Source organism: Protofrankia sp. BMG5.30 (assembly GCF_001983005.1).
GTDB lineage: Bacteria > Actinomycetota > Actinomycetes > Frankiales > Frankiaceae > Protofrankia > Protofrankia coriariae.
Map to the genome: position 1 here is coordinate 40,245 of NZ_MOME01000004.1, position 21,747 is coordinate 61,991.

The window sequence follows — 21,747 nt, forward strand, 5'->3', positions numbered from 1 at the left end:
AGGACTTGCGGCGGACGAGGCCGTCGGGGTCAGCCGGCGCGGCGGCGGGAGCGGAGCTTCTCCCGCTCGGCCGCGGTCAGCGCGACCTTGCGCAGCCGGACCGGGCCGGGGGTGACCTCGACGCACTCGTCCTCGCGGCAGWACTCCAGCGCCTGTTCCAGGGAGAGCTGCCGGTGCGGGGTCAGCCGCACCAGTTCGTCCCCGGTGGACGAACGCATGTTGGTCAGCTTCTTCTCCTTGGTGGGGTTGACGTCCATGTCGTCCGCGCGGGAGTTCTCCCCGACGATCATGCCCTCGTAGACGTCGGTGGTCGGCCCGATGAACAGGGTGCCGCGCTCCCCCAGGTTGTACAGGGCGTAGGCGGTCGCCACGCCGGCGCGGTCGGCCACCATCGACCCCGTCGCCCGGGTGCGCAGCTCGCCGAACCACGGCTCGTAGGAGTCGAAGACGTGGTGCATGAGCCCGGTGCCGCGGGTCTCGGTCAGGAACTCGGTGCGGAAGCCGATCAGCCCCCGGGCCGGCACCCGGTATTCCATCCGGATCCAGCCGGTGCCGTGGTTGACCATCTGCTCGAGGCGCCCCTTGCGGACGGCCAGCAGCTGGGTGAGCGTCCCGAGGTACTCTTCGGGGGCGTCGATGGTCAGCCGCTCGACCGGTTCGTGCCGCCTGCCGTCGATCTCCCTGGTGACGACCTGYGGCTTGCCGACGGTCAGCTCGAAGCCCTCCCGGCGCATCAGCTCCACCAGGATCGCCAGCGCCAGCTCGCCGCGGCCCTGGACCTCCCAGGTGTCGGGCCGCTGCGTCGGCAGCACCCGGATGGAGACGTTGCCGACCAGTTCGGCGTCCAGCCGGTTGCGCAGCAGCCGCGCGGTCAGCTTCGTCCCGGACCGGCCGGCGAGCGGGGAGGTGTTGATACCGATCGTCATGCTGATCGACGGCTCGTCCACGGTGATGACGGGCAGCGGCCGGGGGTCGTCCGGGTCGGCCAGCGTCTCACCGATCATGATGTCGGGGATGCCCGCGACGGCGATGATGTCGCCGGGCCCCGCCTGCTCGCCCGGCACCCGCTCCAGCGCCTTCGTGACGAGCAGTTCGGTGATCTTCACCCGGTCGATGCGGCCGTCGGCGCGGCACAGCGCGGTGGTCTGCCCGCGCCGCAGCGTCCCGTTGTGGACGCGGCACAGCGCCAGCCGCCCGAGGTACGGCGACGCGTCAAGGTTGGTGACCAGCGCCTGCAGGGGTGCTTCGGGGTCGTAGACCGGCGCCGGGATGGTGGTCAGCAGCACGTCGAACAGCGGCTTGAGGTCGGGCGAGTCGGGGTTGCCGCCGTCGGCGGGGCGGTTGAGCGACGCCCGGCCGGCCTTGGCGTTGCAGTAGACGATCGGGAAGTCGATCTGGGTCTCGTCCGCGTCCAGGTCGAGGAAGAGCTCGTAGGTGGCGTCGACGACCTCCGCGATCCGGGCGTCGGAGCGGTCCACCTTGTTGATGACCAGGATGACCGGCTGCCGGGCCTCCAGCGCCTTGCGCAGGACGAACCGGGTCTGCGGCAGCGGCCCCTCGCTCGCGTCGACGAGCAGCACGACCCCGTCCACCATGGACAGGCCGCGTTCGACCTCGCCGCCGAAGTCCGCGTGGCCCGGCGTGTCCACGATGTTGATCGTGACGTCGCCGTACTGGACCGCAGTGTTCTTGGCGAGAATCGTGATGCCCTTCTCGCGCTCGAGGTCCATCGAGTCCATCACCCGGTCGGTGGCCTCGGAGTGCTCGCCGAAGGCACCGGACTGCCGCAGCATCGCGTCGACGAGCGTCGTCTTGCCGTGGTCGACATGGGCGATGATCGCAACGTTACGCAGATCGGCACGGACAGACACGGTGACGGGCTCCGATGGTGACGTGGGGCGGCCGCCCCTGGCTGGACATGGTGCTCTGGACAGTTGACGCTGAACGATGATTACGCCGGACAGTGGTGATGCCAGACATGAGGCCGCGCCGCCACGATGAACGGACGCGCCGCCCAGCCCGGCGGGACACGCCGCCTCGACGGGACACGCCGCGCGCCGGGCAGGATCGCCAGGAAGACGGTCGTGTCCGAACTCGGCCCGCGAGTGTCCACCATCATGGTACGGACACCGGCGACCTGACGGCTGACGACAACAGAAGGTGTAATCATCGATACTATCCGTTGACTCTGGCGGCCCGCTACCGGTCCGCTGCCTGATCAGACAGGCGTCCCGGCCAGACGTCGGATCGGTCAGACGCCAGATCAGACGCCGGGGCCAGATCAGACGCCGTGGCCGGGTCAGACGCCGGACCGGGTATCCGGCGGCGCCGTGCCCAGGTAGCGACGAAGATCTTCGATGAGCGGCGCGTCCGGGGCCAGCCAGGGGACGTCGTCGAGCTCGTCCCGTGCCAGCCAGCGATGCGCCGAATGGGTGATCAGCCTGGGCTCGCCCGCGATGATCCGCCCGAAACGCACCCGCAACACCCAGCCGTCCGCCGGCAGGGGCACCTCGCCGAGGACCGAGCCGACCTCGACGTCGACCCCGAGCTCCTCCCGGCACTCACGGACGAGAGCGGCGACCTCGTCCTCGCCGGGCTCGACCTTGCCGCCGGGGAACTCCCAGCCGCCGGCGAGCGCGGACGGACCTCGCCTACAGCATGCCAGCACCCGCTCTCGAATATCAACAAGCGCCGCTGCCACCACCACGCGCGGGATGCCGGACGACTCCATAACGAACGACACTGTAACGAGCGGGGCCTCCCCGCTGCGAAGAKGACGCACAGCGAACGCACAGCAAAGGCGGCCACCACCCGACGGCCGCCCGGCCGGACCAGACGGAGGTTCCTCCATGCCCACCAAGCTGGACGCACACCGCGTGGCCGACGCCCTCAGCACACTGCCGGGGTGGAGCGGCGACACATCGACGATCGTCCGCAGGGTCACCATGGACGAGGAGACCGCCAACGAGGCGGTCGAAAAGATCTCGATCGTCGCGAACGAGATGAATCACCACCCCGTCGTCGACCGAGCGCCTGGAGTGACGATCTTCACAGTCTGGACGCACTCGCAAGGGGKTGTCACCGATCTCGACATCGCCCTGGCATCCCGGATCTCCGACATCCTGCGCCAACACGGCATCGCGGACCCGTCCGACACTGGCACATAATCCGTTCAGCACCCGCAACCCACTCAACACCACACCCGACCGGCGCCCGTTGTCGGCGCCCGATCCACACCGTCCGGCCCCGCCGCTCAGCCCCGCCGCCAGCCGCCCCCGCGACTGGCGCRGCGGCGCCGCACGGAGCCGACCCCTCGCCACCGACGCCCGCCCCATCCTTACCCCCATCGACAAGATTTACATTGGGAAGTCACCCTCCGTCTTATATTGATCACATAGAGTGCATATTGGGTTGTCGGACGGAGAGCTGTCGGGGGAGCACGGGTGGCGGGTCGATCGGATGGCGAGCCAGCGGCCTTCCTGAGTTACGCCCATGACGACGACGAGCACGACAGCGGCCTGATCACGGCATTCCGGCGGCGGCTGGAGGGTGAGCTGCGCGCGCAGACCGGGCGCCGCGAGCTACAGATCTTCCAGGACCGGGACGACATCACCTGGGGCCATGCCTGGGAAGAGCGGATCAACCGCTCCCTGGACGCGGTCACGTTCTTCATACCGATCGTGACCCCGGCGTTCGTGGCCAGCCCGCAGTGCCGGCGGGAGATGACCCGCTTCCTCGACCGGGAACGCCGGCTGCGCCGGACCGACCTGATCCTACCGGTGTACTGGATCAGCGTGCCGGAGCTGGAAACACCGGGACGGGCCGCCGGCGACGAACTGCTCGCCGCGCTGACTGCCCGGCAGTACACCGACTGGCGGGAACGCCGCTTCGGGGACCTGTCGAGCCCGAGCAGCCGCCGGGCGACAGCCGCGCTGGCACGCCGGATCCGCGACGCGCTCGCCGTGGACGCGCCGGCCCCCGGGACGAGCTTCCCCGGCACGCCCGGCGGCGGCGCGGCGGGCCGGCGGGCTGGCCGGCCGGTGCGGGTGCACGTGGTCGACGCGCTGGGCCGGGGCGACTTCACCACGGTGGACGCGGCGATCCGCGCTGCCCGGCCCGGCGACCGCGTCGTGGTCCGCCCCGGGCTCTACCCCGGGCCGCTCATCCTCGACAAACCGCTGGAGATCGTCGGGGACGGCCCGGTCGAGGAGATCACCATCGTGGCCGGTACGGGCAGCGTGGTGCTGTTCAGCGCGGCGAACGGCTCGGTGCGCGGGCTGACGCTGCGGGCGACCGGGCAGCCGGGCGAGGATGCGGTGGTCGACATCCGCACCGGTCGGCTCGTCCTGGACGGCTGTGACATCAGCGGGAGCGCGTCCGCCGGCRTGGCCGTCCACAACGACGCCGACCCCCACGTCCACCGCTGCCGTGTCCACTACCTCTCCGGCCGCGGTGTCCACGTCTACGACAAGGGCGCCGGGCTGTTCGAGGACAACGACATCACCGACAACGTCCGGTCCAACATCGTCGTGGCGTCGGGTGGTAATCCGAGAGTGCGTGGCAACCGCATCACCAGCTCCCAGCGAAGCGGCGTCTTCGTCCACGACAACGGTGCCGGCCTTTTCGAGAACAACGACATCACCGGCAACGCCAGGTCCAACATCGCCGTAAGGTCGGGCGGGAACCCGAGGGTCCGTGGCAACCGCATCACCAGCTCCCGGCGAAGCGGCGTCTTCGTCCACGACAACGGCGCGGGGCTGTTCGAGAACAACGACATCACCGGCAACATCTGGCCCAACGTCACCGTGGCGTCGGGCGGGAACCCGACTGTCCGCGGCAACCACATCACCAACTCCCAGAACGCCGGCGTGCACGTCTACGACAACGGCGCCGGGCTCTTCGAGAACAACGACATCACCGGCAACGCCAGGTCCAACGTCGCGGTGGAGTCCGGTGGGAACCCGACGGTCCGTCGCAACCGCATCACCAACTCCCAGGAGCACGGCGTGTTCGTCTACGACAACGGTGCCGGGCTCTTCGAGGACAACGACATCACCGGTAACCGGAAATCCGCCTGGGACGTCTGGGGCGCCGACCGAAAACGTCTGGTCCGCCGCTGACCGGCGAAACCCGTAGGTGGTTTCCGTCACTCCCATGCCTGTTTCCACCTACAGCCGTCGCGCCCGTAGGTGGAAACAGGCGTCATACTGACGCTTTTCACCTACACCTCCGCCCGCGGGCGGCAGGACAGCCGGCGCTCAGCCCCAGCCGGCGCTCAGCCCCAGCCACCCCAACCCGCTCCGGGCGGATGCTGCCGCGGAAAGGACAGTCTCCGCCCTGCGGAGCACTCGCCGGCCAGGCCAAGGCGTTTGTCGATCCGGGCGGCGCCCTCTGCCCCGCGGAACACCCGCCCGAGGCGGCCAGCGTGCCTGACGCCTTGCGGACGGTCCCTCCGCCGGGACCATCCGGCAGCCGGACGGAGGCGGGGCGGGGCTACACGTTGAAACGGAATTCGACGACGTCGCCGTCGGCCATGACGTAGTCCTTGCCCTCGACACGGACGCGGCCGGCGGCGCGGGCGGCGGCCATCGAGCCCGCCGCCGTCAGGTCGCCGAAGGAGACCACCTCGGCCTTGATGAACCCGCGCTGGAAGTCGGTGTGGATGACGCCCGCGGCCTCGGGGGCGGTCGCGCCAACCTTGATCGTCCAGGCCCGGGCCTCCTTCGGCCCGGCCGTCAGGTAGGTCTGCAGGCCCAGCGTGTGGAAGCCGATCCGGGCCAGTTGCGCCAGGCCGCTCTCGGACTGCCCGAGGGAGGCCAGCAGCTCGGCGGCGTCCTCGTCGGGGAGCTCGGTGAGCTCGGCCTCGACCTTCGCGCACAGCACCACCGCGTCGGCGGGGGCGACCAGGGCGGCGAGCTCCTTGAGCCGGCCGGTGTCGGCGAGGGCGTCCTCGTCCACGTTGAACACGTACAGGAACGGTTTGGCCGTCAGCAGGAACAGCTCCCGCAGCGCCGCCCTGTCCACACCCGGCTCGGACGAGAGGGTGCGACCGGCGTCGAGCACCTCGCGGGCGTGCTTCATGGCGGCGAGCAGGCCCTGCCTGCCCTTGTCGACCCGGGCTTCCTTCTCCAGTCTGGGCAGGCGCGCGTCGATTGTCTGCAGGTCTGCGAGGACGAGCTCGGTGTTGACGGTGGCGATGTCGTCGGCGGGGTCGACCCGGCCGTCCACGTGGACGACGTCCGGGTCGGAGAAGACCCGGACGACCTGGCAGACCGCGTCCGACTCGCGGATGTTGGCCAGGAACCTGTTCCCGAGCCCCTGCCCCTCGGAGGCGCCGCGGACCAGGCCCGCGATGTCGACGAAGCTCACCGTCGCCGGCACCGTGCGGGCGCTGCGGAAGACCTCGGCGAGCCGGTCGAGGCGGGGGTCGGGGACCCCGACGACGCCGACGTTCGGCTCGATGGTGGCGAACGGGTAGTTCGCGGCCAGCACGTCGTTGCGGGTCAGCGCGTTGAACAAGGTCGACTTGCCGACGTTGGGTAGTCCGACGATCCCGATCGACAAGCCCATGGGGTCGCAGTCTACGGTGCCGACCGCGTCGCCTGTCGGCCGCCGACCGCCGGTGGCCGTCGGCCGTTGACCACCCCGGCGGACAGGGCCGGGCGGACAGGGCCGCGTCCGCCGGGCCGGGACCGGCCGCCCGTCCCGCGACGTCCGGCGGCGGGTGGCTTTCCGGCCGTCGGTGGCGGCACGGCTGCTCGTCCGGCAGCGTCCGGAGGCTCCCCGGCCGACCCGCTCGGACCGCTGCCTGTCCGAGGCTCCCGCTTCCGTCCGTGCCATTGTGTGCCGCCGTCTTCCCTCCCGTGCCACTGAAGGACAACATCGAAGAGATGTAACTGCTGGTGGCATGGCGGGAGGGTGAGGCGCATGAAGCTCGTCCTGGGTGAGACCGGCAGAGGCGGGACCCACAAGACCTACAGCGCCAATGATGGCGGCAGGGCCCACGAGGGCGACGAGGCTGTCGGAAGCGGCGGGGCCGGTAGGGCCGTCGCGCGGGCGTTGACCGTCCTCGCGCTCGCGGCGGCGTGCGCGGCCTGCGCCGGCGCGGACGGCACGGGTCCAGGGGCCACCGGGGTGAGCCCGTCCTCCCCGCCGAGGGCCGGTGGCGCGGCGTCGACGGACACACCGGTGCCCGGTGCCACCGGCCCCGGTACCGGGGGCACCGGCGTGGGCGTCGTCCCGGGCCGGTGCGCCGCCGCGGACCTGCAGCTGTCGACCGCCCCACCCCCCGGTGGCAGCGGCATGGGCCATCAGGGCCTGGTGATCGTGTTCACGAACAGGACGCGCGACGCCTGCGCCCTCACCGGCTATCCGGGGGTGGCCGCCCGGGACGCCACGGGCCAGGACACCGCGGACGCCGCCCGCAGCACCGTCGGTTCCATCTTCCCGGTGACCGAGCAGCGGCGTGTCGTGCTGGAGCCGAACGGCAGCGCCTCCGCCGGCGTCGAGTGGACGGTCGTCCCGTCCGGGAACCAGACGACCTGTCCGTCCTATGCCGGTCTGCGGGTGACACCGCCGGGTGACACCGACAGCCTTGAGCTGCCACAGTCGGTCACGTTCTGTGGCAACTTCCGGGTGCATCCGGTCGTCCCCGGTGCCGCGGCGGGCACCTGAGTGGGCCACCGTGATCGCGGTGGCCACGACGGTCGCGGTCGGCGCAGCCGGCTGGGGGGCGCCATCCGGGGCCGTTGACGGCCGCTGGCGAGCCGGTCGCCGCCGGGACGCTCGGGGCCGGCCGGCGGTTCCTCCGGAAAAGTGTCGGACGTCCGTGATTGCCTGTGCACCATGGACGCCACGACCGTGCTGTTCTTTCTCGTCGGGCTGCTGCTGGGGGCCGGGGGCGGCTTCGCGGCCGGCCGCCGGGCCGGCGACATCCGGCTCGACGCGCTCGTGGCCGAGCACAGCCGGACGGCCCGCGAGCTGGAGGCGCTGCGCCGGGCCGAGCACGCCGCACTGGAGCGGGCCGCGCTGGCCGAGGTCGACCTCGCGGGGATACGCAGCGCGCTCGACCACGAGCGGCGGTCCGCGGCCGAACGGGTGAGCCTGGTCGAGCGCAGCCAGCAGCGTCTCGGCGAGGCGTTCCAGGCGTTGTCCGCACAGGCACTGGAGGGCGCGAGCCGGCAGTTTCTCGAGCTCGCCTCGGCCCGGCTGCAGGAGGTCGGCGCCCACGCCACCGGCGACCTGGAGCAGCGGCGGGCTGCGGTCGAGCACCTCGTCGGCCCCCTGCGCGAGACGCTGGGCCGGATGGAGCAGCGCCTCGCGGAGCTGGAGGCCTCGCGGGTGGAGGCGTACGCGGGCCTCGTCGAGCAGGTCCGCGGTGTCCAACGGGCCTCCGAGGGCCTGCGGGCCGAGACCGCGGCGCTGGTCACGGCGCTGCGCAAGCCGCAGGCCCGCGGCGCCTGGGGGGAGATGCAGCTGCGCCGGGTGGTCGAGGTCGCCGGGATGGTCGCCCGGTGCGACTTCACCGAACAACCGGTCACCAGCACCGAGGACGGCGTGCGCCGGCCGGACATGGTCGTCCATCTCGCGGGCGGCAGGAACATCATCGTGGACGCCAAAGTGCCGCTGCTGGCCTTTCTTGAGGCCACCGAGGCCCGCGACGAACGGCTCCGGGACGAACGGCTGGCCGCGCACGCCCGGCATCTGCGAGCACACGTGGACGCGCTCGGCGCCAAGGCGTACTGGCGGCACCTGGCCACCAGCCCGGAGTTCGTCGTGTTGTTCGTGCCGGCCGAGGCGTTCCTCGCRCCGGCGCTGGAGAAGGACCCGACGCTGYTGGAGCACGCCGCCGCGAAAAAGGTCGTCATCGCGACCCCGACCACTCTGATCGCGATGCTGCGCACGGTCGCCCACGCGTGGACCCAGGAGGCGCTCACCAGCCGGACCAGGGAGATCTTCGAACTGGGCAGGGATCTTTACGCCCGCCTCGGCACCCTCGGTGAGCATGTCGACCGGCTCGGCCGTTCACTCAGCCGGACGGTGACCGATTTCAACACGGCGGTGGGATCCCTGGAGAGCCGCGTACTGGTGCCGGCGCGCAGGCTCGCCGCCATGGAGGTGGTGGAAAACGTCCTGGCGACACCGTCGCCGGTGGAAACCGGCGTACGGGCCCTGTCCGCGACCGAACTTGCGGGCAGGGCGGGTGGTGYGCCCGGATGATGCCACCGAGGAGTACCGAAGGTCGCCGAAAGTTTTAGCGATAGCACTGAAAGTGATACGCCCGGCTGTCCCGCGCGATAACGACACTCGCCGGTGACACCTGGGGCAACGCCGGGCGGTACCTTGCCCAAGTGAACTCGCCACCTCGTCGTTCGTCGACCGGTCCGTCCGGCCGCGCCAGAGGTGTCGGCCCACCAGACGCTCGGCGCGGGCGTGCCCAGGGCCGACGCGGCGGCGAGGCACCCACCGTGGTGATGGGCAGCCGACGCGGTCTGACCGTGCTCGGCGCGGCTCTCCTGCTCATCCTGGCCGGGACGGTTGGCGCGGCCATCGACGTGGCGCTGTCCGGCTCCCCGGGAGCCGCCTTCGGCGTCCTGTTCGTCGCCGGCTGCATCCTCGCCGCCGCCCGGGTGCATTCCGACGACCTCCTTGGGATCGTCATCGCGCCACCGCTGGTCTATGCGCTGATCGCCGTTGGTGTCGGATTCACCCGATCGTCGGGCGACGGCGGCGGTGGGCTGAAGAGCAAGGCGATCAATATCGGATCCGACCTGATTCTGCGAGCTCCCGTCCTTCTGCTGGGTTTCGCGGCCGTTGTCCTCATCGCCGCGGTCCGCGCGCGACGCGCGCGAGTTACCCGGCGCGTACACGAACGAAACCTCAGGCCACCTGGGAATCGCAGCCGGCCGACCGGCTAGCGACCGGCTAGACGGCTCGCCGGAACGGTACCGGACAGATATCCGGTACCGTTTTCAGTGTGCTCGTAGATGCACACCGCGGACTGTGGGAACGCCGGTGCCACCAGGCAGCGCTCGGCGCGGGCGGCGGTCCGCGCGGTCGAAGATCCGCCAGAGGCTGCCTGGCCCAATGGTGGGCAACCTGCCGCTGTGGTCATTCTCGTGCCGACCACCGGCATTACCGCCCCGGGTCGGACTGCGGACGCTGCCCGTGCCCTGCCTTCTCCCGCGCCCACCCACGTTCTTAGCCGGGCCGGACCCGACGGATGTCGGCCGTCGGGGCGCGGCCCGCCCGATACGAAGATCCACCGACTCCGACCCAGTTGGACCTCCCGACCCCCGGACTGCCAGGGCATAAAAATATCATAATAATTGTCCTGCTGACAGAAATAGCTGGAGCACGTTATCTGGAACACGTTATTCAGATGGCGGGCCGACATAGACTGCAAAGGATCCCGCGGGTGACGGTGAAATTCGTCACAAGAATCCAGCAGCGAACTGGAATGTAAGATCAGGACAACGCATTGTCGTCATCCGGACACCAGGCATACGGGCGCGAGGGGAATTTGTGTAGACATCCGAGGGCGGCGACAACCGGGGCGACCCGGGCCCTTGCCCAGCGCCTTGCCCCATCAGAACTCCGTGCCAACATCTCGCTACTCTTAGTTATTTAAACTACGCCGAGCAATATCGTTGTCACAATTTCAGTAGATCGTGATTCGCTTCCAGAACTTCCGTCACGCAAAAATGAACAACTTGTAAACAACATGCAAACAATATTTTTGTGTACCGTCCGACCGAGACTCCCTCCATGGGCAATGCTAAATTCTTGACCGCGAACTCTCGTCAATCAATTGGATCATCGTCAATAAATTGGATCATGAGTGCCTCGGCGATCACCGTGACCAACAGCGGCGGCCATACAGTCCTTGCGGCTCCCGCCCGCTCGCGGAACACTGATCCGCGGCACCTTTGGCCGACCAGAAGATCACGAACGTCCAACGGCAGGAGATGACGCAATAGACTCGTGATGACGGCTGTCGATCCTGCGCCCGGGGGGGACATGCGACGACAGTCATAGCAGGCCGTCAGGAAGCGCCGGATCAAACTACTGAAACGGCGATCACCGCAGGGAAAAAGCCGACAGCGAACTGGGGGCACCACATCGGCTCGGGTCTACCTGGCCCACGGTGCATCCCGACATCCAGTTACTGGGGGGAACAGGTGTCCGGACGCTCGGACCTATCGACGACTATCAAGATTCCGACTGTCAGCGTCATCATTCCGACGCTCAACGAGGCGCGCAATCTTCCGCATGTCTTCAAGAACCTGCCCGCCGACGCCGAAATCGTCCTCGTCGACGGCCGATCGACCGACGACACGGTCGCGGTCGCGCAGTCGCTGCGTCCTGACATCATAATTGTCAACCAGACCCGTCGCGGTAAGGGAAACGCGCTCGCGTGCGGTTTCGCCGCGGCCAGCGGCGACATCATCGTCATGCTCGACGCCGACGGCTCGGCCGACCCCGCGGAGATCGGCGAGTTCGTCCGGGCCCTCACCGCCGGCGCGGACTTCGCAAAGGGATCCCGTTTCATCAACGGTGGCGGCAGCAGCGACATCACCCGTATGCGGCGGGCCGGCAACTCTTTCCTCAGCGGCCTCGTCAACATTTTCCTGGACTGCCGGTACTCGGACCTCTGCTACGGCTACAACGCGTTCTGGCGGCACTGCCTGCCCGCCCTCAGCCTGGAGCCGGGCGACCATTCCGACGCCTATGAATGGGGAGACGGCTTCGAGGTCGAGACCGTTATCAACATGCGGGTGGCCCGCGCCGAGCTGCGTGTTGTGGAAGTCCCGAGCTTCGAGCACCCCCGTATTCACGGAGTCAGCAACCTCAACGCCTTTTCCGACGGCCTGCGGGTCCTGCGCACCATTCTGGTCGAATCCCGCGGCTCGCGCGGCCGGCGGCGGAGGCTGGTACCGCGCTGGTCCACGGCGACCGCGGTCGGCCCGAACCTGACCGTCCTGCGGCCCCAGCAGGCACGCGGTGAGACCCCGGAAGGCGTCCGCCTGGAGGTTTCCGAAGCTGACGCGGGTGTGGGCGCTATGGGCACCGTGGGTGTGGTCGGCTCCGAGGTGGAATGCGCGTGACGGCATCCACCGGCATCACCCCGGGCGGAGCCGACGACTCACATCCAGCCTCCGGCCCCTCCCAGGCGGCGGCCGGCACGGCAGCCGCCGGTGCGACGGCTGCCGTGCCGGCCCCGGTGATCCCCGCACAGGCCCATCCCGTCGGGATCGTCACGGCGCGACCCGCCGCAACGGCGCGGCCCGCGGACGGTGAAGCGCAGATCAGCGCGCCCCCGGCGGCACTGGCCGCGTCCGTGGTGATCTGCGCGTACACCCTCGAGCGCTGGGACGACCTGGTCGCCGCCATCGCGAGCGTCCGCCACCAGCGGACGGCAGCGCACGAGATCATCCTGGTCGTCGATCACAACGACGCCCTGCTCGCCCGCGCCCGGGCCACCTTCGACGGGGTGACGGTGCTCGCGAACACCGGCGCCCGGGGTCTGTCCGCGGCCCGTAACACCGGCGTGCGGGCCGCTCGCGGTGACATCGTGGTGTTCCTCGACGACGACGCCCACGGCGCACCCGACTGGCTCGAGCACCTGCTGGCCCCGTACGTGGAGCCGACCGTGCAGGGTGTGGGCGGTGCCGCCGTGCCGACCTGGCCGGCTCCGGGCCGGCCGGCGTGGTTCCCCCCCGAGTTCGACTGGGTGGTCGGCTGCAGCTACGAGGGCCTGCCCACCTCCGCCCAGCCGGTCCGCAATCCCATCGGCGCGGCGATGTCCTTCCGCCGGAGCGTCTTCGACCGGGTCGGCGGCTTCAGCGACGGCATCGGCCGGATCGGGTCCACCCCGCTGGGGTGCGAGGAGACCGAGCTCGGCATCCGGCTGCGGCAGGCCGACCCACAGGCGACCATCCTCTACGAGCCGCGCGCGCTGGTGCACCACCGCGTCACGCCGGCACGGGCTTCCTTCACGTACTTCCGCAAACGCTGCTATGCCGAGGGACGGTCGAAGGCGATCATCTCGGGGCAGGTCGGCAGCGCGGACGCCCTGGCCACGGAACGCACCTACGTGTACCGGACGCTCCCCCGCGCCGTCTGGCGCGACATGCGCACCCCCGGTCGGCGCCGCGGCGCCGCGAGCATCGTCTCGGGGCTCGTGCTCACGGCCGCCGGATATCTGCACGGCCGCCTGCTGCAACCGGTCGCCGCCCGCCGCGACAGGGCCGACGACAGGGGCGGCCAGGCACGCCCGGCCGGAGGACCCACCTCGTGAAGATCCTTCTACTTGCCCAGTTCTTCCCGCCGATCGTCGGCGGTGAGGAACGACACGTCCACAATCTCGGCCGGCGTCTGGCCGACCGTCACGAAGTCACCGTGGTCACCTTCGGTGACAAAACGGGGACGGCAACCCGGGACGGGATGCGTGTCCGGACCGTCCGGCCGATCACCGCGTCGCTGCCCTTCCTGTACGGGGRGGGCGACCGGCTCTACGCGCCGCCGCTGCCGGACCCGGCGGTGGCCCGGGCGCTGCGGCGCGTCATCGTCGAGGAGCGCCCCGACGTCATCCACGCGCACAACTGGATCGTCAACAGCCTCACGCCGCTGCGCCTGACGACCCGCGCGCCGATGGTGCTCACCCTGCACGACTACAGCCATGTCTGCGCCACCAAGCGCTTCATGTACCTCGGCCAGCAGGTGTGCGCCGGCCCGTCGCCACGACGGTGCGTCCGCTGCGCCCACGACCACTACGGCGGGCCGGTCGGCCTCGCCACGGTCGCCGGCAACCAGGGCGGCCGTGCCCTGCGCCGGCTCGCCCTGAACCGGATCATCGCGGTGAGCTCGGCGGTCGCCCGACACAGCGACCTTGCCGCCGGCGGCATACCCTTCGAGGTCATCCCGAACTTCATCCCGGACGAACTGCTGGAAACCAGATCGCACACCGTCCCCGGCGGTATGACCGCGGGCGGCTACCTGCTGTACGTCGGTGATCTCAGCCGGGACAAGGGCGTCGGGATCCTGCTGGACGCCTACGCCCGGCTGGCCGCCGACCGCCCGCCGCTGCTGATGGTCGGCCGCCGCACGCCCCACCTGCCGGACCGCCTGCCGGCCGGGGTCGTCGTGGCCGAACCATGGGACCACGAAAAGATCATGCAGGCGTTCGCCGGAGCCGCGTTCGCCGTCGTCCCGTCCATCTGGCCGGATCCCTGCCCCACCGTGGTGCTGGAGGCGATGGCCGCCGGTGTCCCGGTCGTCACGACCGGGATGGGCGGCATCGCGGACATGGTCCGGGACGGGGAGGACGGCGTCGTCGTCCCGCCATCGGAGCCGGCAGCCCTGGCCGCGGCGATGAACCTGCTGCTCGCCGACCCGTCCCTGCGGCAACGGCTCGGCCGGCACGCCCGCGACCGTGCCGCGAGCTTCACCGCCGGCGAGGTGGTACCGCGCATAGAGGCCGTTTACCGAGACCTGGTCCATGCCCACTGAATCCCGGCCCACCGAAACCCGGATCATCAGGGCCCGGCCCGGCAGATCCCGGCCCGCCAGATCCCGGACACCCAGCGCGGACAGCACGGCCAACGACGACACGACCCGCGTCAGCACGGTCGACAACGCCGTGCCGACGGGCGGAGGCGGGCCGCGGGAACGTGCCGACACCACTGTCATCACGGAGTTCGTGCCCGGGCACACCGTCGGATCCGTCGCCCACGCGAGACACGGCGTCTACGACAATGACCGGGTGGAGGAGAGCACACAGCCACCGGCCGCGCATGCCACCGGCTCCGACACGACCGTGGTCACGCGCGACCCGGTGGCGGATCTCCTCGAACCGGTCACCGGGCCGGCCGCCGAGCCGGTCGGCGGCACCGGCACGAACCGCGGGCCGTTACTCGACTGGCGCTCGTGGTGGTCGTGGCGGCCGCGGCGGAAGGCGCCGGCGTCCCGGGACGACCCGGCCGGCACACGGTCGGCCGATGTCCCCGTCGTCGACGGGCATCCGGTCGCGCGGCCCGTCACCGCGGGCCTGGCCAGTCATGATCTGACCAGTCCCGACCGGTCCCGCGCCGTCGCGACCGTCATGGCCGCTGGGGTGCTGCTGGTCGCGGTGTCCTACGCGCTCGGCCGTCGTGGGCATCCGGACGTGGGCACCGCGTTGCTCTGGCCCGGGATGATCACGGTCTTCGTCGCCGGCGTGGCCCGCCTGCTGCGAACGGACACCTCCCGGCGGGAACGGCTGCGGGTGTCGGTGCTGCTCGGTGTCGGCCTCTACTTCTGTTTCGAGCTGACCCAGATCGCCGCCGTCCGCGAGTTCGACGAGCTGCTGCACCTGCGCACCCTGCTCGACCTGCAGGCGACCGGCGGTGTCTTCACCCCGCATCCGGGCCTGCCGGTCAGCCCCCGCTTCCCAGGGCTGGAGCTGCTGACCAACGCCGTCGTCCAACTGCTCGGCGTGCCGAACCAGGTGGCCGTGATCGGCGTCGTCCTGCTGGCCCGCGTCCTGCTGGTGTACGGCCTGTTCCTGCTGATCGAGCGCCTGAGCCGGTCCGCCTACGCGGCCGGCGTAGGGGTGGCGATCTACTCCTGCAGCCCGCAGTTCTTCTTCTTCAACGCGCAGTTCGCCTACCAGACCCTGGCCATCGCCCTGACCGTGCTGCTCCTGCTGGTCGTCGTCGACCGTGCCCGGTACGGGCGGGTCACCACGGGCGTGCTGGTCGTGATGACGTGGGTCGCGCTGGCGCTGACCCACCACATCACAAGCTGGATCGCCGTGGGGCTGCTCGCCGGATGGACGTTGTGCGCCTTCGCCCGCCGGGACCGCGCGGACGGCAGGGTGCTCGCCCGTGTCACCCTGGTCGGGCTGGTGGCGACCGTGGGCTGGGCGCTGGTCAACATCTCGATGCTCCGCGACTATCTGGGCCCCATCCTGTCGGAAAGCTTCCACCAGGCCGRCAGTGTCGCCAGCGGTGAGACCAAGAGCCGCAAGATGTTCACCGACTCGGCCGGCACGCCCACCCCGACCTGGCAGATCGTCGCGCTGCTCGGCACCACCCTGCTGTGGTCGGTGTCGATCGTCCCGCTCGGCCCGTTCAGGTTCCGGCCGCAGACCGACGGCCGGCAGGCGACGCTGTACCGGCTGCTGCGGCTGATGCACCTGGCGTTCCCACTGTCGATGGCGGGTACTGTCACACCGCGCACAGCCGAGCTGTCCGCCCGCCTGTCCACCTTCGTCTACCTCGGCATCGCCGCCGTGCTGGGCCTCACCGTCGCCAGCTACCTGGCGACCCGCCGCGCGACCAGGCAGGCGTTCCTGCGGCGGCTCACCGGCTCCTTCGCGATCTTCGTGTTCATCGGTGGGACGGTCCTGGGCTCGGGCGCGGACTGGTCACGGATGCCCGGGCCCTACCTGGTGATCGCCGACGGGCGTTCCATCGACCCGTACGTGGTCGCCGCCACCAGGTGGGCGAACACCGAGCTGCCGGCGGGCAGCCGGATCGCGGGCGACCGCGAGACCGGGACCTGGCTGATGAGCATCGGCCGCCAGTGGCTCGTCACCGGCCTGGCCAGCGGGGCGAGCGCCGGTCCGCTCTACTTCAGCACCACCCTCGGCGACTACGAACGCGCGGTCATCGCGGTCGGTCGCATCCAGTACGTCATCGTCGACACCCGGCTCGCCGACGGCCTCCCGCACGAGACGTTCTACACGGAGAACGGCGAGRCACCCATGGGTACCCGGCTGACAGCGGCGATGCTGGCGAAGTTCGACACCCAGCGGGGCTCGGTGAAGGTCTACGACAACGGGCCGGTGAAGATATACGACGTCACCGCCCTCGGGGCAGCAGCGCCAGCGGCAGCCGCTGCAGCGTCTCCAGCCCCGCAGGCAACAGCCCCGCGGGCAACACCGGCGGCACCGCAGCCCGCGGGAGGTACCCGGTGAGCGCCGTGGCGGCCCTCGCACAGACCGTCCTCGGAATCGCGATCCTCGCGCTCGGCGTTACCGGCCTGCACGCGATTCTCGCCCGGAGCGCCAGAGCCGGGACCAGCCGCGGCAACGACAGCCCCGACGCGCACGGCTCCGGTGAGCGCGACCGTGCGGCGGACGGTTCTCGGGTGAGCTCCCCGCTCGTCTCCCGGTCGGATCCCCCGGCGAACATCGCCGTGCTGCTGCTGCTCACCGTCGCCGGGCTGATGGTCGGCTCGCTGGTGGTGGCCGCGGTCGGGCACGCCGGCAACCCGCTCGCCTACGACCTGCTGTTCGGTGCCGTGGCGGTGRCCCTCGCCGCCGTCGGCGGCCTGCGGCCGGCCACCGTCGTGGTCCGGCTCCGCGAGCGCCTGCCCTGGTATGTGGAGTGCTGGCGGCCGGCTGCCTGGACGGCCGGGGGCTGGCGGACGGGCCCTCGCCGGGCCGCGCTGCTGGTGTCCGTCCCGGTCCTGATCCTCGCCCTGGCGATCGGCCTGTCGTGGTGGTCGGACGAGACGACCACGAACGAGCCGGTGACAGCGCTCKGTGCCGTCCGGACCCAGTCGGGCCTGGCGGTCACCGTCACCCGGGCCGACAGCGACAGCGGCGATCTCGCACTGGAGGTGATCAACAGTGTGGGCCGGCACTGGCGGACGCCGCTGGCACCGGACAGGGACAAGGTCGACGTAGCCGTGGAGAACGCGGCGGTTCCCGCCCCGACCACGATCCACCTGCTCGCCGGCGAAAAAATCATACAGTCGATAACCATCCCGTGACTCAGAGCATTTACGATGGCGTCCCGCCCGCATTCCGGCCCAACCGGCCGTAACCCGCACAGYCGTAACCCGCTACCGACGTGTCGTGCCCTGACACCCGCGTTCGCCACCTCGAGGGAGCAGTAACCGTGCCCGGACGACTTCGCGTGCTCCAGGTCACCCCTCGGTTCTTCCCCGACATGGGAGGGATCGAGACGCATGTCTACGAGACGGCCCGACGGCTGAACGCCATGCCCGGCCTGCGGGTGGACGTCCTGACCACCGATCGTGACGGCAGCCGGCCCCCCGTCGAGGTGGTCGAGGGGATCCGGGTGCGGCGGGTGCCCGCCTGGCCACGGGAGCGCGACTACTACGTCGCTCCACGTATCCGCGCGGCGGTCGGCGGTGGCTACTATGACCTCGTGCACTGCCAGGGGGCGCACACCGCCGTCCCGGTCATCGCCATGACCGCCGCACTCGCGGCCGGCACGCCCTACCTGGTCAGCCCGCACACCGGCGGCCACTCGTCGGCCATCCGCCACCGGCTGCGGGGCGCCCAGTGGCGCGCTCTCGGCCCGCTGCTGCGCCGCGCCCGGCAGGTGGTGTGCGTCGCGGAGTTCGAGAAGGATATGTTCGCCCGGCTGGCACGGGTGGCCGTCGACCGGCTGCGGGTCGTCCCGAACGGCGTCGAGCCCGCCAGCACCACCACCGACATCCGGCCCGACGCCGACGCGCCGACCGTGGTCTCGGTAGRCCGGTTCGAGAAGTACAAGGGCCAGCACCACCTGATCGCCGCGCTGCCCACCCTGCTCGAGCGGGAACCGCGGGCCCGGCTGGTGCTGGTGGGACGTGGTCCCTACGAGGACGAACTGCGGACCCAGGCCGCCCGGCTGGGCGTGGCCGACCAGGTCAGCTTCACCTTCGTCCCGCCGGCCGAACGCCAGGCCATGACCGACCTGCTGGCCGGCGCACACGTGGTCGCCCTGCTCAGCGAGTACGAGGCCCACCCGGTTGCCGTGATGGAGGCGGTCGCGCTCGGACGTCCGGTCGTGGTCGCCCCCAGCACCGGTCTCGGYGAGCTGGCCGACCGCGGCCTGGCCGAACGGGTCGACGACCCGGCGGACCCGCGCACGGTCGCCGCGACCCTGCTCCGTCACCTGACCGCCCGGACCACCGCGGGAGCGGAGGTGACCGCGGAAGGGAACACCGGGAACGCACCGGCCGGGGCCAGCGGCCATGGCACGCCGTCCACGCACCTGCCCACCTGGGACGACTGCGCCGGCGCGCTCGCAGACGCCTACCGTGCCCACGCATGACGCGCCATCGTCCGCCAGTGGACACGACCCGCCCGGGACCACCCGCAGTGATGATCAGCACGGTGGACGGGACAGTCGCGCCAACACCGCCATGAACAGCGCTGACGGGAACCGCGCTGACAGGAATGCTGACAGGAACATCGTCGGCGTCAACAGCGGCGCCACCGCCGGCCCGCCCGCGAACGACATCACCGTGAGCGGCATCACCGTGGGCAGCACTGCCACGGCAGGCATCACGACCGACATCATGGCGACCGCGCCCGTGGCGAGGGCTGCCGAAAGCCCACCGCCGGAGGAGACCAGGCACGGTCACGCCGGTCTCGCGCAGTTGCTGGCGATCGCGATGTCCATGGTGGGGACGCAGATCGTGACATCCGTCCTCGGGGCGGTGTTCTGGTCCCTGGCCGCACGCACCTACGCCGTCCACGAGGTCGGGGTGGGGTCGGCGGCCATCGCGGCGATGACGGTCCTCGGTTCCGTCGGGATACTCGGCCTGGGCACACTGCTGATGGCCAAGCTCCCCACGGTCGAGCGGGAGTCGGACCGCCTCCGGCTGATGCGGGCATCCATCGCCGTTGTCGGGGTCACCTCCGGCCTGCTCGCGCTGGTGTGGACCGGGGTCACTCCGTTCCTGTCCGAGACGTTGCGCCCGGTCAGCTCAAGCGTGCCCGCCGCCGTGCTGTTCTGCGTCGGGGTCGTCCTGTTCGCGGTGACCTCCACCCTGGACTTCGCGCTGCTGTCGGCGGCGCGGGGGGCCGTACAGTTCGTCCGCAACGTCGTCACGTCGGTGGTCAAGCTCGGGCTGATCCCGGTGTTCGTGGTCATCGGCTGGACGTCCGGGCTGGATCTCTACCTGTCCTGGGTAGCCGGCATGGCCCTGTCCCTGCCGGTCTGCTACCGCTACTTCCGCCGGCCCGCGCCGGAGGAACGGTCACCGGACGGCGCTGGCGCCGCGGCCACCCCCCGCCAGCGGTTCGCCGGGCTCCGACAGCTGCGGGAGATGCGTAAGGAAGCCGGTGGGCACCACCTGCTCAACCTGGCACTGCAGTTGCCGACCCTGCTGCTGCCCATTCTCGCCGCGCTCGCCGCGACCGCCGCGGACACCGCCTATTTCACGACCGCGCGCCTTGCCGCGACCTTTTTCTTCATCATTCCGTTCGCGCTGGCCATCGCCGTGTTCGCACAGTCCGGGCAGAACGAGGAACAGGCGCTGGCGAAGATCCGCTCGACCCTGCCGCTGGGACTCGTGGCGGCCGTCGCCACCTTCCTGATCGCGGCGCCCTGCGCCAGTCTTGTCATGACCATCTTCGGTGGCGCCTACACCAGCGGGGTGGCCGTCAGCGCGTTCCGGATCATGATGCTCGCCGGGGTACCCCTGGTGATCAAAGATCACTATGTCTCGCTGCGGCGGGTGCAGGGACGGCTGGGATCCGCCTTGCGAGTGGTCGGCGCCGGAACCGCCATGGAGATTGTTTTCGCCCTCGTCGGTGGCCATCTCGGCGGGGTGAACGGCCTGTGCTGGGGCTGGCTGCTGGCGGTGGTGCTGGAAGCCGTGATCACCCTGCCACCGCTGGCGGTGGTCTGGCGCGAGCCCAGGGCCACGATCGCGGTGGCCGGCCCCCGGGCGAACACCACCGAACCGCTCACCGGCGTGTACCGRCGAATGGCCGCCAGCTTCTACCCGCTCGAGCTGCTCCGTCCGATCGACGAACGAGACCTCGCCCGCTACATCGACAACACGGACAGCACCAGCGGCGAGGCTCGCCGTACGCACGAGCGGACCATCTCCATCTGGCACCGGCCCAGCCGGTTGGAGCGCCTGCCGGACGAGAGCACCGTGCGTCTGCGGCCGTCCACCAGGCGTGCCCTGGCCAACCACCCGCCCCCCAGCACCGACCACCATCGGCCGTCACGGCAGAACCAGCCCGAATGACGGGAACAGCCTGATCGCAAACAGCTGTCCCGGGCGCTTTGAGCCGTGCTCCGGCTACGGCTTCGCGGCCGTGGACGCGGTAGCCGAGGGCGTTGGTGCGCTGGGAGACAGCGTATGCACTGGGAGGCACCGTAACGGACGTCAGCGATGCGGCGAGTGCCTCCGGGACGGGGTTCTCCCGCGGGGCGGGGTTCTCCCGCGGGGCGGGGTTTTCCCGCGGGGCAGTGGCCTCCTCCGGGGCGAGGTCGCGAACCCGGCGGGCGGGCGATCCAGCGTAAAGCCCGTGGGGCTTGCAGTCCCTGTTGACCAGCGAGCCGGCGGCAATCACACAATGATGGCCAATGGTCACGCCAGGCATCACGATCACCCTGCTGCCGAGCCAGCAGTCGTTCCCGATGACAACCGGCTTGGCCACCACCTCGCTGCTGACCTCACCATTGACCACGTCATGCGTGGAGGTCAGAATCGTGACCTGGGGTGATATCTTGAGTCGTTCACCGATCCGTACCGGTGCCGAATTCTCGATGAAACACATCGAGCCCATCCCTGATCCGCGGGCGAAGCCCGCGCGATGACCGACGACGGAGCCCAGCAGGATGTTCCTCGTCCTGGTCCGCACGCCACCGAGACGATAGAGCAGGAAGCGAAGCGGACGCGGGACGAGGAAAGACCCGCCTATGCCATTGACGATGGTTCCCCGCACGAGCATCCAGAACTCGAGTCTGAGCTGCTCCCAGAGCTTTTCACGACGCACAGCCG

The 21,747-nt window shown here is 70.4% G+C and carries 16 protein-coding genes; 12 read left to right on the top strand and 4 right to left on the bottom strand.

Annotated elements, in window-relative coordinates; translation table 11 throughout:
* Positions 1-29: 29 nt before the first annotated feature.
* Both typA and BL254_RS00920 read right to left on the bottom strand, forming a co-directional pair.
* Positions 30-1,871 (bottom strand): translational GTPase TypA, encoded by a 1,842-nt coding sequence (gene typA / locus BL254_RS00915; protein WP_076842250.1) that lies wholly within the window; start codon positions 1,869-1,871, stop codon positions 30-32.
* A 428-nt stretch (positions 1,872-2,299) separates the two neighbouring features.
* Entirely contained in the window at positions 2,300-2,731 is a 432-nt protein-coding gene (locus tag BL254_RS00920; protein ID WP_013872321.1) for a (deoxy)nucleoside triphosphate pyrophosphohydrolase, read from the bottom strand.
* 118 nt (positions 2,732-2,849) lie between these two features.
* On the opposite strand from BL254_RS00920, the gene BL254_RS00925 reads away from it, so the two are divergent.
* Positions 2,850-3,167, top strand: coding sequence for a 4a-hydroxytetrahydrobiopterin dehydratase (locus BL254_RS00925; protein ID WP_076842251.1), 318 nt, complete (start codon positions 2,850-2,852; stop codon positions 3,165-3,167).
* Positions 3,168-3,443: 276 nt separating this feature from the next.
* Entirely contained in the window at positions 3,444-5,120 is a 1,677-nt protein-coding gene (locus tag BL254_RS00930; RefSeq protein WP_076842252.1) for a right-handed parallel beta-helix repeat-containing protein, read from the top strand.
* Between the two features lie 373 nt (positions 5,121-5,493).
* Here the strand turns inward: BL254_RS00930 and ychF are convergent, their stop codons facing one another.
* A complete protein-coding gene (gene ychF, locus BL254_RS00935) occupies positions 5,494-6,570 on the bottom strand; it encodes a redox-regulated ATPase YchF (protein ID WP_076842253.1) in 1,077 nt (358 codons plus the stop codon).
* A 357-nt stretch (positions 6,571-6,927) separates the two neighbouring features.
* On the opposite strand from ychF, the gene BL254_RS00940 reads away from it, so the two are divergent.
* The 9 genes from BL254_RS00940 (at position 6,928) to BL254_RS00980 (ending at position 19,055) form a co-directional block, all read left to right on the top strand.
* On the top strand, positions 6,928-7,674 hold the full coding sequence (locus BL254_RS00940; RefSeq protein WP_047221188.1) for a DUF4232 domain-containing protein: 747 nt from the start codon (positions 6,928-6,930) through the stop codon (positions 7,672-7,674).
* Positions 7,675-7,845: 171 nt separating this feature from the next.
* Positions 7,846-9,219 carry a DNA recombination protein RmuC gene (locus tag BL254_RS00945; protein ID WP_083730741.1) on the top strand — a complete coding sequence of 458 codons (1,374 nt, stop codon included), beginning with the start codon at positions 7,846-7,848 and terminating at the stop codon, positions 9,217-9,219.
* Between the two features lie 254 nt (positions 9,220-9,473).
* Positions 9,474-9,917 (top strand): DUF6542 domain-containing protein, encoded by a 444-nt coding sequence (locus BL254_RS00950; RefSeq protein ID WP_235433215.1) that lies wholly within the window; start codon positions 9,474-9,476, stop codon positions 9,915-9,917.
* Between the two features lie 1,263 nt (positions 9,918-11,180).
* On the top strand, positions 11,181-12,107 hold the full coding sequence (locus BL254_RS00955) for a glycosyltransferase family 2 protein (protein WP_047221190.1): 927 nt from the start codon (positions 11,181-11,183) through the stop codon (positions 12,105-12,107).
* Positions 12,098-13,300: a glycosyltransferase family 2 protein gene (locus BL254_RS00960; protein WP_083730742.1), complete on the top strand. Its 1,203-nt coding sequence runs from the start codon at positions 12,098-12,100 to the stop codon at positions 13,298-13,300. Before BL254_RS00955 ends, BL254_RS00960 begins: the two co-directional genes overlap by 10 nt.
* Positions 13,297-14,511, top strand: a complete 1,215-nt coding sequence (locus BL254_RS00965) for a glycosyltransferase family 4 protein (protein WP_076842255.1) — start codon at positions 13,297-13,299, stop codon at positions 14,509-14,511. The genes BL254_RS00960 and BL254_RS00965 overlap by 4 nt, the downstream gene beginning before the upstream one ends.
* Positions 14,501-16,960 (top strand): glycosyltransferase family 39 protein, encoded by a 2,460-nt coding sequence (locus tag BL254_RS00970; RefSeq protein ID WP_076842256.1) that lies wholly within the window; start codon positions 14,501-14,503, stop codon positions 16,958-16,960. Before BL254_RS00965 ends, BL254_RS00970 begins: the two co-directional genes overlap by 11 nt.
* A complete protein-coding gene (locus tag BL254_RS00975; RefSeq protein ID WP_076842257.1) occupies positions 16,957-17,760 on the top strand; it encodes a hypothetical protein in 804 nt (267 codons plus the stop codon). The genes BL254_RS00970 and BL254_RS00975 overlap by 4 nt, the downstream gene beginning before the upstream one ends.
* Before the next feature lie 128 nt (positions 17,761-17,888).
* Positions 17,889-19,055: a glycosyltransferase family 4 protein gene (locus BL254_RS00980; protein WP_083730743.1), complete on the top strand. Its 1,167-nt coding sequence runs from the start codon at positions 17,889-17,891 to the stop codon at positions 19,053-19,055.
* Positions 19,056-20,698: 1,643 nt separating this feature from the next.
* Here BL254_RS00980 and BL254_RS29185 read toward each other — a convergent pair.
* Complete coding sequence (locus BL254_RS29185) at positions 20,699-21,433, bottom strand: DapH/DapD/GlmU-related protein (RefSeq protein WP_371389799.1); 735 nt, start codon at positions 21,431-21,433, stop codon at positions 20,699-20,701.
* On the opposite strand from BL254_RS29185, the gene BL254_RS28040 reads away from it, so the two are divergent.
* Positions 21,330-21,563: a hypothetical protein gene (locus BL254_RS28040; protein WP_047221193.1), complete on the top strand. Its 234-nt coding sequence runs from the start codon at positions 21,330-21,332 to the stop codon at positions 21,561-21,563. The genes BL254_RS29185 and BL254_RS28040 overlap by 104 nt on opposite strands.
* Positions 21,564-21,747 lie beyond the last annotated feature (184 nt).

Excerpts from the sequence above, each read along its gene's own strand:
- BL254_RS00920 (WP_013872321.1), bottom strand. The coding sequence starts at position 2,731 with ATGGAGTCGTCCGGCATCCCGCGCGTGGTGGTGGCAGCGGCGCTTGTT.
- ychF (WP_076842253.1), bottom strand. The coding sequence starts at position 6,570 with ATGGGCTTGTCGATCGGGATCGTCGGACTACCCAACGTCGGCAAGTCG.
- BL254_RS00940 (WP_047221188.1), top strand. The coding sequence starts at position 6,928 with ATGAAGCTCGTCCTGGGTGAGACCGGCAGAGGCGGGACCCACAAGACC.
- BL254_RS00950 (WP_235433215.1), top strand. The coding sequence starts at position 9,474 with ATGGGCAGCCGACGCGGTCTGACCGTGCTCGGCGCGGCTCTCCTGCTC.
- BL254_RS00960 (WP_083730742.1), top strand. The coding sequence starts at position 12,098 with ATGCGCGTGACGGCATCCACCGGCATCACCCCGGGCGGAGCCGACGAC.
- BL254_RS28040 (WP_047221193.1), top strand. The coding sequence starts at position 21,330 with ATGGTCACGCCAGGCATCACGATCACCCTGCTGCCGAGCCAGCAGTCG.